This window comes from Caballeronia sp. NCF2 (genome assembly GCF_023631205.1).
Lineage (GTDB): Bacteria > Pseudomonadota > Gammaproteobacteria > Burkholderiales > Burkholderiaceae > Caballeronia > Caballeronia zhejiangensis.
In genome coordinates this window covers 35,522-51,417 of sequence record NZ_JALQDN010000029.1, presented here as the reverse complement: position 1 = coordinate 51,417, position 15,896 = coordinate 35,522, and the positions used below count along the sequence as shown (strand labels likewise).

Below are 15,896 nucleotides of genomic sequence, written 5' to 3'. Positions count from 1 at the left end.
GGACCGTGAAACGACTCCACGCCGATGATAGTGCGGATACCCGTGTGAAAGTAGGTAATCGTCAGGCTCCTCATGCTCCAAACAAAAACCCCACCCCAAAAAGGTGGGGTTTTTGCGTTTGAAGCGCGGTATCGCGAATCCGCGAAGTGCGCGTTGCGCAAGCGCTAGAATCTCTCTACGGCTTTTCAAAAAGTACGGCAGCGCCGTCGACTTCCCATGCTACGTCTAAGCGAACTCAAGCTCTCGCTCGATCATCCCGAATCGGCTATCGAAACTGCGGTTCTCGCGCGTCTCGCGGAAATCGGCGTTGGCGCGAACGAACTCGTGAGCTTTCACGTATTTCGCCGCGCACACGATGCCCGCAAGCGCGCCGATATCAAGCTCACCTACATCATCGATGTCGAGTTGCGAGACGAAGCGTCGGTGTTGAAGCGACTGGAAGCGCATCCGCATCCGCACTGCGGCGTGACGCCCGACATGGCGTATCGTTTCGTCGCAAAAGCGCCGGCGCAATCGACGATGCTGCGTCCCGTCGTCATCGGCATGGGACCGTGCGGGCTTTTCGCCGGCTTGATCCTCGCGCAGATGGGCTTTCGGCCGATCATTCTCGAACGCGGCAAAGCGGTGCGCGAGCGGACGAAAGACACGTGGGGCCTCTGGCGTCGCAACGAGCTCAATCCGGAATCGAACGTGCAGTTCGGCGAAGGCGGCGCAGGCACGTTCTCGGACGGCAAGCTCTACAGCCAGATCAAGGATCCCAAACATTACGGCCGCAAGGTGCTCGAAGAGTTCGTCAAAGCTGGCGCGCCGGAAGACATTCTGTATTTGAGCCGGCCGCACATCGGTACCTTCCGGCTGGTGAGCATGGTCGAGAAGATGCGCGCGCAAATCCATCAGCTTGGCGGGGAAGTGCGATTTCAGCACCGGGTCGAAGACATCGACATCGATAACGGCAAGGTGCGCGGGCTCAAGCTTTCGACGGGCGAAACGCTGCGCTGCGATCACGTCGTGCTCGCCGTCGGTCACAGCGCACGCGATACGTTCGAGATGCTGCACGAACGCGGCGTCTACATGGAGGCCAAGCCGTTCTCGCTCGGCTTCCGGATCGAGCATCCGCAAGGCGTCATCGACAGAAGCCGCTTCGGGAAATTCGCCGGCCACGAAAAGCTCGGCGCGGCCGACTACAAAGTGGTCCATCACTGCAGCAATGGACGCGCGGTCTATAGCTTTTGCATGTGCCCGGGCGGCACGGTCGTCGCAGCGACGTCCGAGCCGGGCCGCGTCGTGACGAACGGCATGAGCCAGTATTCGCGCGCCGAGCGTAACGCGAACGCGGGCATCGTCGTCGGCATTACGCCGGATGACTACCCGGGCGGCCCGCTGGCCGGCATCGCGTTTCAGCGCAAGTGGGAAGAGCGCGCGTTCGAACTCGGCGGCGGCGACTACTCCGCGCCGGGGCAACTCGTCGGCGATTTCATCGCGGGGCGCGCATCCACTTCGCTCGGTTCCGTGGCGCCGTCCTACAAGCCGGGCGTAAAGCCGACCGATCTGAGCACCGCGCTGCCCGATTACGTGATCGAAGCGATTCGCGAAGCGTTGCCCGAGCTCGACAAGAAGATCAAGGGATTCGCGATGCACGACGCAGTGTTGACCGGTGTCGAGACGCGCACGTCGTCGCCGATCCGCGTGCGTCGCCAGGACGACTATCAGAGCGTCAATGTGGAGGGGCTTTATCCGGCGGGAGAGGGCGCGGGCTACGCTGGGGGCATCTATTCGGCTGCGATCGACGGCATCGAAGTGGCGGAAGCCGTCGCGTTGCAGATGATGGCGCAACACGCCGAGACGGTCTGATCGTCCGCGCTCCCAACGAGGTCGCGAACATGCCATCCGATGCGCTTCTCATCACCAATCGAGCGGTTGCTGTCGTCTTGCCGAAGCAGCCGTTCGTCGATTGGATCAACCGCGCCGATCCGGCACCAGACCCGCAGCGTCCCGTTCTTTTCGACGAGGCGCGCGACGACCCAAACACGTTCCTGATTCCATGCGGAGGCGACGATGTTATCGAGTCCGCCGAGAAATGGATCAACCGAAACTGGCAGACGATTTTCGAACAGATGCTCGACGACTGGTACACGGACGACGCATTGTGGCCGCAGAAGCGATCGCTCAAACTCTTTCGCGAATGGTGCGAAGTGCGGCTTCACGGCACGGTGTTCGACTGCTCGCACGAGCCAATCCAAATCGACCTCGGACCGGCCTGATCAAAGAAAAACGCGCCGGAACACGGCGCGTTTTTTTCACCAAAATAGAAGCCTCAAGTCACCACACCCACCTGCCAAGGCACGAACTCACTCTGCCCATACCCGTGGAGTTCGCTCTTCGACGCCACGCCTGACGCACAGTCGAGCATCATCTGGAAGATTTCGTCGCCGAGTTGTTCGATGGTCGCGGAGCCGTCGATCACGCCGCCGCAATTGATATCCATGTCCTCTTCCTGGCGTTCCCACAGCGCGGTGTTCGTCGCCAGTTTGAGCGACGGCGACGGCGCGCATCCATAAGCCGAACCGCGTCCCGTCGTGAAGCAGATCAGATTTGCGCCCGATGCAACCTGGCCCGTCGCCGACATCGGATCATAGCCGGGCGAATCCATGAACACGAAGCCTTTCGCGTCGATGCGCTGAGCGTACTCGTACACTTCGACGAGATTCGTTGTCCCGCCTTTCGCGACCGCGCCGAGCGATTTTTCGAGGATCGTCGTCAATCCGCCGACTTTGTTGCCTGCCGACGGATTGTTGTCCATCGCCGCGCCATTGCGCGCGCAGTATTCTTCCCACCACTTGATACGCGTGAGCAGTTTCTCTCCGACCTCGCGGCTCACCGCGCGGCGCGTCAGCAGATGCTCCGCGCCATACACTTCCGGCGTTTCGGAAAGAATCGCCGTGCCGCCATGCGCGACGAGCTTGTCGACCGCCGCGCCCAACGCGGGATTCGCCGAAATGCCCGAATAGCCATCCGACCCGCCGCACTGCAAACCGACGATCAGGTGCGACGCCGGCAGCGGCTCGCGCTGCACGCGATTGGCATCGGCGAGCATTTCCTTCACCAGCGCGATGCCGCGTTCGATCGTCTTGCGCGTGCCGCCGCTATCCTGAATCGTGAAGCTCTTCAGATGCGAACCGTCCTTCAGCCCGCTCGATTCGAGCACACCGGAAATCTGATTGGTCTCGCATCCCAGACCCACGAACAGCACCGAATGAAAATTCGGATGCACCGCGTAACCCGCAAGCGTGCGCCGCAAGATGCCGAGCCCTTCGCCCTGCATGTCGATGCCGCATCCGAGACCGTGCGTCAGCGCGATCACGCCGTCGACGTTCGGGTAATCCGCGAGCGCTTCCGGATGCACGTCGCGCCGGAAATGATCGGCGATCGCGCGGGCGACCGTCGCCGAGCAGTTCACGCTCGTCAGCACGCCGACGAAATTGCGCGTGGCGACGCGGCCGTCCTCGCGGCGGATGCCCATGAAAGTCGCGGGCTTGTCGACGAACGGCGTCGGATGCAGATCGACGCCGAACTCGTGCTCGCGCGCGAAATCGGCCATCGACAGATTGTGCGTGTGGACGTGCTGCCCGCGCGCGATCGCTTCCTTCGCCACGCCGATGATCTGGTTGTAGCGCTTCACGGGCGCGCCCGCCGCGATATCGCGCGTCGCGATCTTGTGGCCCGGCGGAATCAGCCCGGCGACGACGAGATCCTCCGACGCGATCCGCGCGCCGGAGAGCAACTGACGCGTCGCGATCACGACGTCGTCGTTGGGATGCAGCCGGATGACCGCATGGTCGGTGGATGTGGTGGACATGGTTTTGTTCTCAGACTCAGACCGTGGAAGGTGCGCGACCGTCGTCGCGCCGGGCTTGCTCTTCTTCGGCGCGATTGAGCGGTTCGATCTTGCCGACAATGAAAAGATAGCTGAACGCGCCGAGGAAGCAGAAGCCGCCCGCGACGCACAGCGGAATCACGAACGAGCCCTTGGTGATCGCGAGCATCACGCCGGTGAACGTGGTGATGACGATGCCCGCCAGATTCGACGCGAAATTCTGGATGCCGCCGATCGACGCGACGTGATCCGGCGTCGGCGCGACGTCGCTCGGGAGCGACCAGATCGATGCAGCGGCGAACGCGAGACTCGCGTAAGCGATGCCGAAGAACGCGAGCATCAGATAAATGTTTTCGACGAACGCGCACAGCGTGATGACGGACGACATCAGCATGCCGCCGACCATGCAGGTCTTGCGTGCGGCGGTCAGGCTCCAGCCGCGCTTGAAGAGCGAATCGGAGATGAAGCCGCCGAGCCAGCCGCCGGGAATCGACATCAGCGCGGGAATCGTGCCGAGCGTGCCGAGCGATTTCAGCGAGAAGCCGTGCGCCTGTACGAGATAGCTCGGGAACCAGGTGATGAAGAAGTAGATCACGAAGTTCAGGCAGAAGAAGCCGAGCATCATGCCCCACAGCGTGCGGTACTTGAACAGCGACGCCCACGACACCTTGTTCTTCGGCGCAACCGGCACCGGCGCGACATCGGTCTCGCCGGTGAGATCGCCCTTCGACTTGTTACGGTAGATCAGGAACCAGCCGAGAATCCACACGAAGCCGATCACGCCGGTAATGACGAACGACGCTTCCCAGCCGAACGAGCTGATGATGAACGCGACGACCGGAATGGACAGTGCCGAACCCACGCGCGAGCCCGAATCGAAGATGCTGGTCGCGAATGCGCGCTGCGATTTTGTGAACCATTGCGACACGAGCTTCGCGCACGACGGATACGCGCCCGCTTCGCCGACGCCCAGCATCAGGCGGCAGCCGAACATGCCGACGACGCTCGTCGCAACCGCGGTCAACGCCGTGAACACCGACCACCAGCCCACCGCGAGCGGCAATGCGATGCGTGCGCCGACGCGATCGACGAACCAGCCGAACGGCATCTGCATGAGCGCGTAGCTCCAGAAGAAGCCGCTCAGGATGAAGCCCATTTCGGCCGGGCCGATATTGAGCGCTTTTTCGATTTGCGGCGCGGCGACCGCAAGGTTTGCACGATCGATGTAATTGATCGCGATTGCCAGAAAGGCCAGAAATATCACTACCCAACGCATTTTGCGCATCGTTTGTCTCCTCAATGGGGCGGCACTTCAATGTGTTCCAGCTCGATCCGCGATGCCGGCGCGGTGAGCCGTGATTGAAAATCGGTCGGGCCGGTCGTCAGGCGGTTTCGAGTGCGTCGCGAAGACGCGTTTGTTCGATGTCGAGCTTCAGTTCGCGCGCCAGATCGATGACGGGCTGAAAGCGTCGAACTTTCTTCTCGTCGTGATTGCGCGCGATGTCAGCGAGCCGATGGACGAGAAACGGGTTCTCGAAGCGGTCGCGCACGCTCGCGAGGTAGTCGGCCGCAACGTCGCCTTTGCCGAGCGCCGCGAATACGGGAAGCACTTCGTCGCGCCACGTCGCTTCGAGCGGCTCGCGATAGGCCGGATCGCGCATCGCGTCGAGTACGGTCATGTCCGGCGAGCCGTCGCGCGTGCGCCAGATCTGCGCGAGCATCGTGTGACCGAGATTCAGCATCAGAAGCTTGAGGCGTTCGTAGTGCGCGAGATCGTCGGTGACGACGATGTCCTCGTGCTCGCACGGCAATACCATGCCGTCCTGACGCTCGATCGCCCACAGCGCGTACGGCTCCGCGATCGCGCCGACAGGTTGTATCGGCTCCGACACGATGCGGTCCACGAGCGAATTCACCCACACGCAGTCGTTCGTCAGATAAGCGATGAACGCGTCGTCGACGTTCCAGCCGCGCGCCACGCCGATGACCAGATCGCGCAGCGTATCGCCGTTGCGCGAAACGAGTTCGCAGGGCAGAAGCGTGATCGGCGCGCCGCCGGCGCGATGCCGCGCGTGCAGCAGCACCGCGAGCTTCGCCGCGAAGCCGCGCGGCGTGCGCTGGCCGTCGAGCAGATCGGCGGTGTCTTCATCGAAAAGCGCGTACCCTGCGTCGGCGGTGTTCGAGACGATCACTTTCACGTCGCGCTTCACGCGCTCGATCAGCAAGGGCCAGTCTTCGTTCGCGTGCAGCGCTTCGGTGATGGCGTCGCATTCGACCGTCATATCGATGGTTTCATCGCGCTGACGGCCACGGATGCGCACCGGATAACGCCCGGCCGAGCGCAAGGCCTCGACACGCGCGCGGCTGTCGGCGCTCGACGTCGTCTGGACGACGGTAATCTTGCCGAGCGCTTTCGCCGGATCGCGGCGCGCTGCAACGGTCACGAAAAAATCGACGTGTGCCTGCAAAAAGCGGCTGGTGCCGAATTGGAGAATCGGATTGCTCATCGTCGCGCGCGCTAGGGATGAATTTGGTCTGGGAACGGTTCCAGATCGCCGTAAAAAAATTGGCCCACCTGGCCTTACCGGATTGCATACTAGTGTCTTGAAATAGAATTGGTCAAGCCACTTGTAAGCAGTCTGCGGACGGCAAACGCCCGCCCCACGGCGCGTCAACCCTTCCACTGATTACAATCCACGTTTTCCCCGAGACGAAAAGCAGGAGCCAGCTCGTGAGCGTCAAACCAGCCGAAACGCGTCGCCTCTATCTACAGATCGCCGACAAGCTGCGCGGGCTGATCGAGCAGCAGGATTTCGCGCCGAACGCCCGCTTGCCGTCCGAGCGCGAACTGGCGCAGACGCTCGGCGTGTCGCGGCCATCGGTGCGCGAGGCGCTTGTCGCGCTGGAACTGGAAGGGCGCGTCGAAATTCGCATGGGCTCGGGCGTGTACATCGTCGCGGCGCCGTCGGCGAAGCCGGCGACGAGCGAAGCGGAACTGGGCGAAAGCCCGATCGAGATCATGAACGCGCGCGGCGTAATCGAGGGCGCGATCGCGGCGAGCGTCGCGCCGTTCTCGAAACCGAAAGAGATCAAGGCGTTGCGCGCCGTGTACGAGACGATGGCGCGCGAAGTCGCGAACGGCCAGGTGCCGATGGCGGCCGATCGCGCGTTTCACATCGCGATCGCGCAGATGACCGGCAACGACGTGCTCGTGCGAACGGTCGGCAGTCTGTATGACGAGCGGCATAGTCCGCTGTCATCGACACTACGTGGGCACTTCGAAGGAGAGGAAACGTGGGCGGCCGCGCTTGGCGAGCATCGCGAGATTCTGGAAGCACTGGAAGCGCGCGACGCCATACAGGCGCAAGCCGCGATGCAGCGGCACATGCGTCAGTCCGCGGCGCGCCTCATGACCAAACGCAAAAGCTGACGCCGGCGCGCGCTCGGAACGCGCACCGGTTTCAGACGCGCGATCGCGTCAGCCCGGATAGGCTTCATCGACCTTCAGACCCGCCAGCTTGAAGATCACGCGCAACGTTTGCGGCGCAATCTCGCGGCGTGACGCGAGCGTCGTCAGGACGAAATCCATCACCTTGGCGTACTTCAGCATGGTCAGGCACGTTTCGATATCGGTGGAGCCGTCGCGCATCGATTCGGCGAGGCGCAACATCTCCACGGAAATCTCTCGTGCCATTTCGAGTTCGAGTTGCTGCTTTTCGCTCCACGCGGGCATCGCGGTCAGTGCCGCGAGCATCTCCTGAAATTGTTTCTCTGCTTTCTTGTCCGGGATCGCATCCATCGCCGTCCTCTCATGTTCATGGCGCCGGCGAGTCGCATTCGCCGCGCTGTGCGTTAGGTGTTACGTAACAAGGTGGGCGCGGGTGACGACGTTCGACGTGTCGAGGCACGGCTTGTTACTGGCTTGTTGCTCCTGCTTGCTGCATCGGTACGCAGCCGCGAGGCCACGCTGTGTCGTCTTTTCCAATGGCCTCATTGTCCGACGATGCACAATCCGTTCCATGCGTTTGCTGCCACGCATTGGCCGATCAGCCGTGGCTGGAACAAGAGCGTCTTCGCGCTTTTGGGTAAACTTCCCCTTTTGAGACGGCAGAACCAGCGGTTAGCGCACATTCGGCGCGAACTGCTCCGCTTTTTTTATTCAACACACCTTCAAGATGACCAGGAAGTCCTCCGCGTCGGCTCCGGGCACACCCGACCCATCCACCAAACACGAGATTCGTCCAGGCCAGTCGATCGAACTGCTGAAGGAACTCCATATCCTCACGCGCGACGGCAAGATGAATCAGGACAGCCGCCGCAAACTGAAGCAGGTCTATCACCTCTATCAGTTCATCGAACCGCTTCTCGCCGAAGTTCACGAGCGCCAAGGGGCCGTATCACTTGTCGATCACGGTGCAGGAAAATCCTATCTTGGGTTTATTCTCTACGATCTCTTCTTCAAGACTCTGCGCGATCGGTCACACATCTTTGGAATCGAGACGCGCGAAGAGCTCGTAAAAAAATCGGAAGAATTGGCTGGCCGACTCGGGTTTACGGGGATGTCATTTTTGAATCTGTCGGTGGCCGAATCAATTGATTCAGATCGTCTACCTGATTCGATCGATATCGTCACCGCGCTTCACGCGTGCAACACCGCCACCGACGACGCCATCCAGTTCGCTCTGCAAAAGAAAGCGAAATACATCGTCGTGGTGCCGTGCTGTCAGGCGGAAGTGGCTTCGGTGCTGCGCAAGAACAAGGGCCACTCGCTTTCGAAGAACGTGCTGACGGAAATGTGGCGGCATCCGCTGCACACGCGCGAATTCGGGAGCCAGATCACGAACGTGCTGCGCTGCCTGCAGCTCGAATCGCACGGTTATCAGGTGAGCGTAACGGAACTCGTCGGCTGGGAACATTCGATGAAGAACGAGCTCATCGTTGCGCAATTCAAGGACCTGCCGCGCGGCCGGCCTGCGCAAAGGCTGTCTGACGTGCTGGAAACGCTCGGGCTGGACGAGTTGCGCGAGCGCTTTTTCGCGCCCGCGCACTGATCAGGACTTCTCTTTCATCCACGCTGCGAAGCCGTCGTGCCCGAGACGGCGCAGCGTTTCGATATTGCGTTCGTAGATGTCGGCTGCATCGGGAAATGCAGCCACCGCGCGATCGATGCTCGCTTCGCGGATCAGATGGAACGTCGGGTACGGCGCGCGATTCGTGTAGTTGTCGATATCGTCGGGCCCGGTGCCTTCGAACCGATAGTCCGGATGAAAACTCGCGATCTGCAATTCGCCCGCGAGTCCCAATTGATCGACGAGGCGCTCGGCGAAGAAGAGCGCGTCGTTATAGTCGGCGAAATCGGCGAACGCGTGCGGCGTGATGAAAAGCGTCGTGTCGATTACTTCCGCGTCGGTGTCGCGCAAGAGGCGAAGTTCATCGGTCAGTTCCACGACGAGGTCGTCCACGCCGCGCGCCTCGCTCACCACATAGCGAATCTGCTCTTTGACATGCACGCTCTTCGCGAACGGGCACAGGTTGAGTCCTATCACCGCGCGGGTGAGCCAGTGTCGGGTCGCCGCGATCACTTCGTCGCGGTTGCTGCTGTCATTCATGAATCTTCCTGTTTGCGATGCCCGGCGCAGGCCGCCGCGATCAGCGTGCGCGCGATGCGCGGCGCGGCGAGCAGCGGGCCCGAACCGGGGCCGTAGGTCTGGCTCGTCGCGTAGATGCCGTCGACGAGCAACGCGAGCGATTCCGCCAGCTCGACGGGATTATCCGCTCCGGCGGCCGCCGAAATTTCGGCGAGACGGGTCATCAGGTAACTTTTGTTGCGCTCGACCGATTGGCGCGCGGGATGCGCCGGATCGCCGAATTCGCACGCGATGTTCACGAACGGGCAGCCGCGGTAATCGGGCGACGACGCGCGCTTCACCAGATCTTCGAGCGCCTGGACGAGCTGTTTCGCCGGCTCGCCGGGATGTTTCGCGACGCTCGCCTCGAAGCGCCGCCGGAATCTTTCATCCATGCGCTCCAGATACGCGACGACGAGTTCGTCTTTCGACGCGAATTGCCGATACAGGCTCATTTTATTGACGCCCGCCCGCTCGACGACGGCATCGACGCCGATCGCGCGGATGCCGTCGCGATAGAAAAGCTCCTGCGCCGCGTCGAGCAATTGCTCCTGCGCGGTCGCCGCGTCCGTGCGCGCGTTGCGACGGGCGGCGGTTTTCGGCTGATCGGACGTTACTCGGGTCAAGATCGGATCCTCGATGATTTCTGCTGCATGCTTGACATGTTACCGATCGGTAACTAAGCTCGCAACTCTGATGTGACAGAGCGGTAACGAAGGTTCTTGCTTGAGATAAAAATCAACCTGACGGAGCAGCGATGAATTGGGTAGCGAGACGGCTGAACGGCCGTATGCATTACGGCTGGGTCGCGGTGGGCGTCGTGTTCCTGGTGTTGCTCGCGGCGGCTGGCACGCGCGCAACGCCGAGCGTCATGATGTTGCCGCTCGAAAAGCAGTTCGGCTGGTCGCGCGGCACGATTTCGCTGGCGATTTCGATCAATCTCGCGCTCTACGGTCTCGCGGGCCCGTTCGCCGCGGCCGCGATGCAGCGTTTCGGCGTGCGCCCGACCGTGCTGGCCGCAATTGCGACGCTTGCCGCCGGCGTCGGCATTTCGTCGATGATGACCGAGCCGTGGCAAATGGTGCTCGTCTGGGGCGTGATGGTCGGCAGCGCGACGGGCGTGGCCGCGCTCACGCTGTCCGCGACGATCGTGAATCGCTGGTTCACGACGCATCGCGGCCTCGCGATGGGCATTCTCACCGCGAGTTCCGCGACCGGCCAGCTCGTGTTCCTGCCGTTCCTCGCTTCGATCTCCGAGCATTACGGCTGGCGTCCGGTAGTGTTCGTCGTCGCGGCGGCGGCGGCGATCGTGTTGCCGCTCGTCGCGTGGCTGCTGCCCGAGCGCCCGGCCGATCTCTCGCTGCGTCCGGTCGGCGAGACCGCCGACTTGCCGCCCGGCGCGCTCCCGCCGCCGAAAAATCCGATCAAGGTCGCGTTCGGCACGCTCGCGATGGCCAGCAAGACGCGCGATTTCTGGCTGCTGTTCTTCAGCTTCTTCGTCTGCGGCGCGAGCACGAACGGTTACGTCGGCACGCATCTGATCGCGATGTGCTCCGACTACGGCATGACGCAAGTGCAGGGCGCGACGCTGCTCGCCGCGATGGGCATTTTCGATCTGTTCGGCACGACGCTCTCCGGCTGGCTTTCCGACCGTTTCAACTCGCGCGTGCTGCTGTTCTGGTACTACGGCCTTCGCGGACTGTCGCTGATCTATCTGCCATATGCGTTCGGCATCGATTTCTTCGGCCTGCCGCTCTTCGCCGTGTTCTACGGGCTCGACTGGATCGCCACCGTGCCGCCGACCGTGCGCCTCGCCACCGATGTCTACGGCAAGGAATCGGCGCCGATCGTGTTCGGCTGGGTCGTCGCGGGCCATCAGCTCGGCGCGGCGTTCGCGGCGCTCGGCGGCGGCATGCTGCGTTCGAGCCTCGGCAGCTATACCGTCGCGACGATGATCTCCGGCGGCCTGTGCCTCGTCGCCGCCGTGACGGTGCTGCGCATCAATCGCGCGGGCCGGACGATGGGCGTCGCCGCGACCTGACGATCTGCACGCGCGCGCGAGCTTGTTTATCCTTGTCGCGTTGAACGGCGCGCATCTTTGCCGATGCGCGCCGTTTGTCTTTCATCACGCCAACGAGGACCAACATGAGCACGAAACCCGCTCCGACCGATGTCGACATCCACGAACTGATCGCCGGCCGCTGGAGCCCGCGCGCCTTTTCCAATGCGCCGATCGAGCGCACGACGTTGCATCGCCTGCTCGAAGCGGCGCGTTGGGCGCCGTCGTCGAACAATTTGCAGCCGTGGCGTTTCATCGCGTTCGATCGTCATCGCGACGAAGCCGCGTTCAAACGCGCGTTCGATACGCTCGCGCCGTCGAATCAGAAATGGAACGTGAACGTGCCGCTGCTCGTCTGCGTGACGGCCTCGACGCTCACGCCGAAAGGCGACGCGAACCGCACCGCGACTTATGACACCGGCGCGGCCGCGATGGCGCTGGTGCTCCAGGCGCACGCGCTCGGACTCGCGACGCATCAGATGGGCGGCTTCGACCGCGACGCCTTCCGTCAGGCGTTCTCGGTTCCCGCCGATGTCGAGATCATCGCGATGATCGCGATCGGGCATCACGGCGACGCGAGCGAGCTCGACGACGCGCTGCGCGAGCGCGAAGCGGCGCCGCGCGCACGCAAGACGCTGGCTGAAACGGCCTTCGAAGGCGCGTGGGACAAGGCGTTCAAGTAAGCGCGGTCAGTGCTCGTCCGCCGCCGACAGCGGACGAGCGACATCTTCGAGCGATTTGCGCTCCGCCGCGACGCCCCAGATTCCGGCGACGACCGCCGCCGCGATCATCAGCAGCGAGCCGATCAGATAGCCGATGAACACAGGGCCGCGCTCGTGCGTGTCGATCAACTGGCCGAAAAGCGTCGGCCCGATAATGCCGCCGAGCGCCGTGCCGAACGCGTAGAACACGGCGATGGCGAGCGCGCGAATTTCCAGCGGGAACGTCTCGCTCACGGTCAGATACGCGGAACTCGCCGCCGCCGACGCGAAGAAGAAAATCACCATCCACGCGATGGTTTGCGTCGTCACGGTGAGCATGCCGTGCATGAACATCCAGCCGCTCACCGTCAGCAGCACGCCCGAGATCGCATACGTCGACGCGATCATGCGACGCCGTCCGAGCACGTCGAAAAGTCTGCCGAGCAGCACCGGACCGAGAAAATTCCCGGCGGCGAACGGCAGCACGTACCAGCCGATGTGATCGCCCGGCACATGATAGAAATCGGTCAGCACGAGCGCGTAGGTGAAGAAAATCGCGTTGTAGAAGAACGCCTGCGCGGTCATCAGCACCAATCCGACGAGCGAGCGGCTGCGATGCGCCTTGAACAGCGTGTGGACGACTTCGCGGATCGGCGTGCCATCACGCGCGTGCAGACGCAGCGGCTTGACGGGCGTGTCGGGAATCTCGATGCCGTGCTGCCGGAAATGCGCCTCGATTTCCTCGACGACGAGCCTCGCCTCGTCCGCGCGATTGTGCGTGATGAGCCAGCGCGGGCTTTCCGGCACCCACATGCGCATGAAGAGAATCGTGAGCCCGAGCGCCGCGCCGATCAGAAAGCACGCCCGCCAGCCCCAATCGGGCGGAAGCAGCGCGGGATCGAGCAGCACGATCGAGCCCGCCGCGCCGATGCCCGCGCCGACCCAGAACGTGCCGTTGATCGCGAGATCGGTCCAGCCGCGCAGGCGGGCGGGCGTGAATTCCTGAATCGTCGAATTGATTGCCGTGTATTCGCCGCCGATGCCCGCGCCCGTCAGAAAACGGAACAGTACGAACGTCGCGAGATTCCACGAGAACGCGGTCGCGGCGGTCGCGGCCACGTACAGAAAGAGCGTGATGAAGAACAGCTTGCGCCGGCCGAGCCGGTCCGTGAGCCAGCCGAACCCGAGCGCGCCGAGCACCGCGCCCGCGATATACGCGCTGCCCGCGATACCGACATCGGCATTCGAAAACTGCAGCGCCGGGCTCGATTTCAGCGCGCTCGCGACCGCGCCGGCGAGCGTCACTTCGAGGCCGTCGAGCAGCCAGGTGATGCCGAGCGCAAGGACGATCAGCGTGTGAAAGCGTCCCCACGGCAGGCGATCGAGCCGCCCGGGCAGATCGGTTTCGATGATGGCCGGGCGATCGCTGGCTGTATCGCTCAAACGGGTCTCCCGTGGCGTGGCGGTTTCGTTCATGCGTCCGGAGCGTGCTCTCGAAATCAAACAAATTGCCGCGAGGCGAGCAAGTTATATTCCGCTTTTGTCGAATAAACTCAATGGTTTAAAAATATCTGAAATGCGGTTGATGCGCCCGCGCGAACGTGTTAAAAACGCCGTCCATGTTTGAATGCGGCGTCTTCAGGACGCCGCCGATGCCCATGACTTATTGCGCGATCGATTTCGGCACATCGAATTCAGCGGTGGCTTTGCCCGACGGATTGTCGATCCGGCTGGCGCCCGTCGAAGGCGAAGCGACGACGCTGCCCACCGCGGTTTTCTTCAACACCGACGAGAATAACCAGTCCTACGGCCGCGCGGCGCTCGAAGCGTACATCGACGGCTTCGACGGCCGCCTGATGCGCTCGATGAAGAGCATTCTCGGTTCGCCGCTCGCGGACAACAGCACCGACCTGGGCGACGGCTCGGCGATCAAATACACCGATGTCATCACGCTCTTTCTGCAGCATTTGAAGCAGAAGGCGCAGGCGCTCTCCGCCGAACCGCTCACGCGCGCGGTGCTCGGCCGCCCCGTATTTTTCGTCGACGACGATCCGCGCGCCGACCATCTCGCGCAAAAGCAGCTCGAAGCGTGCGCGCACGCGGTCGGCTTGCGCGAGATCCATTTCCAGTACGAGCCGATCGCGGCGGCCTTCGACTATGAGGCCGGGCTGACGCAGGAAGGCCTCGTCCTGGTCGCCGATATCGGCGGCGGCACGTCGGACTTTTCGCTCGTGCGCGTCGGTCCGGAGCGCGCGCGGCATCTCGAGCGCAAGGGCGATGTGCTCGCGCACCACGGCGTGCACGTCGCCGGCACGGATTTCGACCGGCGCGTGGAACTCGCGACGGTGCTGCGCGAACTCGGCTATCAATCGCTCGATCCGAAAGGGCGCGAAGTGCCGAGCCCCGTGTATTTCGATCTCGCGACCTGGCATCTGATCAACACGGTCTATACGCCGAAGCGCGTGAGCGAATTGCAACTGATGCGCCATCTCTACACCGACGTGCGGCATCACGATCGGCTGATGCGCGTCGTGTATCGCCGGCTCGGGCACGCGCTGACCGCGCACGCCGAGGAAGCGAAGATCGACGTCGCCGCGGGCGGCACGACCGAAATCGACATGGAAGAGGTGGAAGAAGCGCTGCGCGTCGGGTTCGACGAGACGCAGCTCATCGCGGCCGGCGCGGACGAAACGCGGCGGATCGTCGAGGCGGCGCACGAGACGCTCAAGCGGGCGGGCGTCGCGCCGGCGGACGTGGGCGCGGTCTATTTCACAGGTGGCACGACGGGCCTGCGATTCCTGTCGGACGCGCTTTCGGCGGCGTTTCCCGGCGCGAAACCGGTATTCGGCGATCGTCTCGCCAGCGTGGCGAAAGGACTCGGAATCTACGCGCAACGCATCTTCGCCTGATGCGGATCACGCAGCCGCGCAGAAAACAAAAAACCCCGCCGAAGCGGGGTTTTTCATACGAATTCTAGCGGGTCTTAGACCGGCTTGATGTTCGCGGCTTGCTTGCCCTTCGGGCCGGTCTTCACTTCGTAGGAAACCTTTTGGTTTTCCTGAAGCGTCTTGAAGCCTTCGATGCGGATTTCCGAGAAGTGCGCGAACAGATCTTCGCCGCCGCCATCCGGAGTGATGAAGCCAAAGCCCTTTGCGTCATTGAACCACTTGACGGTACCGGTTTCCATGTTACTTGTTCCAAAAAAATGATGAATAAGGCCGAAGCCCAGGGGTGCGGAAAATCAAGGAAGGGGCAATGGGACCAACCGGAGTACCGTGATGGCGAACTCGAAAGAACCAATTCACTCGCCACTTGAAATCCTGCAAGAAGCTTTATACGGCGAAACGATTTCGCGGTCAATTAATATCCGACAACTCTGAAGGGATTTTTTTGAGATGCGTAAGCAAATTTTACAGCGCTTGCGCATCCGGTCTCGACTGGCTCAAGGAATCCCCGCTTTGGGGCGAACTTCTCTCCAATATGCACTGCATTCGAAAGGTGCAACCGTTAAACTACGCGCCTTCTTGACGGTTGCACCGATATCGCCGGCTGCCAGCCATGGTCGTTGCTAGATCGGGCAACGGCGGCTCCGCGAGCCGTTTCTATTCCGGCAGTGCGAGATATTTGGAGGAAAA

General features: G+C 62.4%; 15 protein-coding genes. 7 read left to right on the top strand and 8 right to left on the bottom strand.

The window, feature by feature from the left end; translation table 11 throughout:
- Nucleotides 1-216 precede the first annotated feature (216 nt).
- A complete protein-coding gene (locus NCS02_RS12575) occupies nt 217-1,851 on the top strand; it encodes an NAD(P)/FAD-dependent oxidoreductase (protein WP_250523162.1) in 1,635 nt (544 codons plus the stop codon).
- Nucleotides 1,852-1,880: 29 nt separating this feature from the next.
- A complete protein-coding gene (locus tag NCS02_RS12570) occupies nt 1,881-2,261 on the top strand; it encodes a hypothetical protein (RefSeq protein WP_008344366.1) in 381 nt (126 codons plus the stop codon).
- A gap of 53 nt (nt 2,262-2,314) precedes the next feature.
- On the opposite strand, the gene NCS02_RS12565 is transcribed toward NCS02_RS12570, so the two are convergent.
- The 3 genes from NCS02_RS12565 to NCS02_RS12555 form a co-directional block, all read right to left on the bottom strand.
- Nucleotides 2,315-3,856, bottom strand: coding sequence for a UxaA family hydrolase (locus tag NCS02_RS12565; RefSeq protein WP_008344367.1), 1,542 nt, complete (start codon nt 3,854-3,856; stop codon nt 2,315-2,317).
- Nucleotides 3,857-3,872: 16 nt separating this feature from the next.
- Nucleotides 3,873-5,159, bottom strand: a complete 1,287-nt coding sequence (locus tag NCS02_RS12560) for an MFS transporter (protein WP_008344369.1) — start codon at nt 5,157-5,159, stop codon at nt 3,873-3,875.
- Between the two features lie 97 nt (nt 5,160-5,256).
- The gene (locus tag NCS02_RS12555; RefSeq protein ID WP_034473910.1) at nt 5,257-6,381 is read right to left on the bottom strand and encodes a mannitol dehydrogenase family protein; all 1,125 of its coding nucleotides are present in this window, start codon (nt 6,379-6,381) and stop codon (nt 5,257-5,259) included.
- Nucleotides 6,382-6,605: 224 nt separating this feature from the next.
- Between NCS02_RS12555 and NCS02_RS12550 the strand changes: the two genes are divergently transcribed.
- Nucleotides 6,606-7,304: a FadR/GntR family transcriptional regulator gene (locus NCS02_RS12550; protein ID WP_309791299.1), complete on the top strand. Its 699-nt coding sequence runs from the start codon at nt 6,606-6,608 to the stop codon at nt 7,302-7,304.
- Between the two features lie 48 nt (nt 7,305-7,352).
- Here NCS02_RS12550 and NCS02_RS12545 read toward each other — a convergent pair whose 3' ends face one another.
- Nucleotides 7,353-7,673 (bottom strand): hypothetical protein, encoded by a 321-nt coding sequence (locus tag NCS02_RS12545; RefSeq protein WP_008344375.1) that lies wholly within the window; start codon nt 7,671-7,673, stop codon nt 7,353-7,355.
- A gap of 376 nt (nt 7,674-8,049) precedes the next feature.
- Here NCS02_RS12545 and NCS02_RS12540 point away from each other — a divergent pair, with 376 nt between their 5' ends.
- Nucleotides 8,050-8,925 (top strand): class I SAM-dependent methyltransferase, encoded by an 876-nt coding sequence (locus tag NCS02_RS12540; RefSeq protein ID WP_008344377.1) that lies wholly within the window; start codon nt 8,050-8,052, stop codon nt 8,923-8,925.
- Here NCS02_RS12540 and NCS02_RS12535 read toward each other — a convergent pair whose 3' ends face one another.
- Both NCS02_RS12535 and NCS02_RS12530 read right to left on the bottom strand, forming a co-directional pair.
- Entirely contained in the window at nt 8,926-9,483 is a 558-nt protein-coding gene (locus NCS02_RS12535) for a DUF1415 domain-containing protein (RefSeq protein WP_250480701.1), read from the bottom strand.
- Nucleotides 9,480-10,127: a TetR/AcrR family transcriptional regulator gene (locus NCS02_RS12530; protein WP_250523161.1), complete on the bottom strand. Its 648-nt coding sequence runs from the start codon at nt 10,125-10,127 to the stop codon at nt 9,480-9,482. The genes NCS02_RS12535 and NCS02_RS12530 overlap by 4 nt, the downstream gene beginning before the upstream one ends.
- A 131-nt stretch (nt 10,128-10,258) precedes the next feature.
- Here NCS02_RS12530 and NCS02_RS12525 point away from each other — a divergent pair, with 131 nt between their 5' ends.
- Nucleotides 10,259-11,542 carry an MFS transporter gene (locus tag NCS02_RS12525; RefSeq protein ID WP_033536108.1) on the top strand — a complete coding sequence of 428 codons (1,284 nt, stop codon included), beginning with the start codon at nt 10,259-10,261 and terminating at the stop codon, nt 11,540-11,542.
- 104 nt (nt 11,543-11,646) lie between these two features.
- Entirely contained in the window at nt 11,647-12,243 is a 597-nt protein-coding gene (locus NCS02_RS12520) for a nitroreductase family protein (RefSeq protein ID WP_250440230.1), read from the top strand.
- Between the two features lie 6 nt (nt 12,244-12,249).
- Here the strand turns inward: NCS02_RS12520 and NCS02_RS12515 are convergent, their stop codons facing one another.
- The gene (locus NCS02_RS12515; RefSeq protein ID WP_250480699.1) at nt 12,250-13,737 is read right to left on the bottom strand and encodes an MFS transporter; all 1,488 of its coding nucleotides are present in this window, start codon (nt 13,735-13,737) and stop codon (nt 12,250-12,252) included.
- Between the two features lie 182 nt (nt 13,738-13,919).
- Between NCS02_RS12515 and NCS02_RS12510 the strand changes: the two genes are divergently transcribed.
- Nucleotides 13,920-15,170 (top strand): Hsp70 family protein, encoded by a 1,251-nt coding sequence (locus tag NCS02_RS12510; RefSeq protein ID WP_250460059.1) that lies wholly within the window; start codon nt 13,920-13,922, stop codon nt 15,168-15,170.
- 74 nt (nt 15,171-15,244) lie between these two features.
- Here the strand turns inward: NCS02_RS12510 and NCS02_RS12505 are convergent, their stop codons facing one another.
- Complete coding sequence (locus NCS02_RS12505) at nt 15,245-15,448, bottom strand: cold-shock protein (protein WP_007000074.1); 204 nt, start codon at nt 15,446-15,448, stop codon at nt 15,245-15,247.
- Nucleotides 15,449-15,896 lie beyond the last annotated feature (448 nt).

Coding starts and splice junctions, on each gene's coding strand:
- NCS02_RS12535 (WP_250480701.1), bottom strand. CDS start 9,483: ATGAATGACAGCAGCAACCGCGACGAAGTGATCGCGGCGACCCGACAC.
- NCS02_RS12520 (WP_250440230.1), top strand. CDS start 11,647: ATGAGCACGAAACCCGCTCCGACCGATGTCGACATCCACGAACTGATC.
- NCS02_RS12540 (WP_008344377.1), top strand. CDS start 8,050: ATGACCAGGAAGTCCTCCGCGTCGGCTCCGGGCACACCCGACCCATCC.
- NCS02_RS12565 (WP_008344367.1), bottom strand. CDS start 3,856: ATGTCCACCACATCCACCGACCATGCGGTCATCCGGCTGCATCCCAAC.
- NCS02_RS12515 (WP_250480699.1), bottom strand. CDS start 13,737: ATGAACGAAACCGCCACGCCACGGGAGACCCGTTTGAGCGATACAGCC.
- NCS02_RS12505 (WP_007000074.1), bottom strand. CDS start 15,448: ATGGAAACCGGTACCGTCAAGTGGTTCAATGACGCAAAGGGCTTTGGC.
- NCS02_RS12560 (WP_008344369.1), bottom strand. CDS start 5,159: ATGCGCAAAATGCGTTGGGTAGTGATATTTCTGGCCTTTCTGGCAATC.
- NCS02_RS12570 (WP_008344366.1), top strand. CDS start 1,881: ATGCCATCCGATGCGCTTCTCATCACCAATCGAGCGGTTGCTGTCGTC.
- NCS02_RS12525 (WP_033536108.1), top strand. CDS start 10,259: ATGAATTGGGTAGCGAGACGGCTGAACGGCCGTATGCATTACGGCTGG.
- NCS02_RS12545 (WP_008344375.1), bottom strand. CDS start 7,673: ATGGATGCGATCCCGGACAAGAAAGCAGAGAAACAATTTCAGGAGATG.
- NCS02_RS12510 (WP_250460059.1), top strand. CDS start 13,920: ATGACTTATTGCGCGATCGATTTCGGCACATCGAATTCAGCGGTGGCT.
- NCS02_RS12555 (WP_034473910.1), bottom strand. CDS start 6,381: ATGAGCAATCCGATTCTCCAATTCGGCACCAGCCGCTTTTTGCAGGCA.
- NCS02_RS12575 (WP_250523162.1), top strand. CDS start 217: ATGCTACGTCTAAGCGAACTCAAGCTCTCGCTCGATCATCCCGAATCG.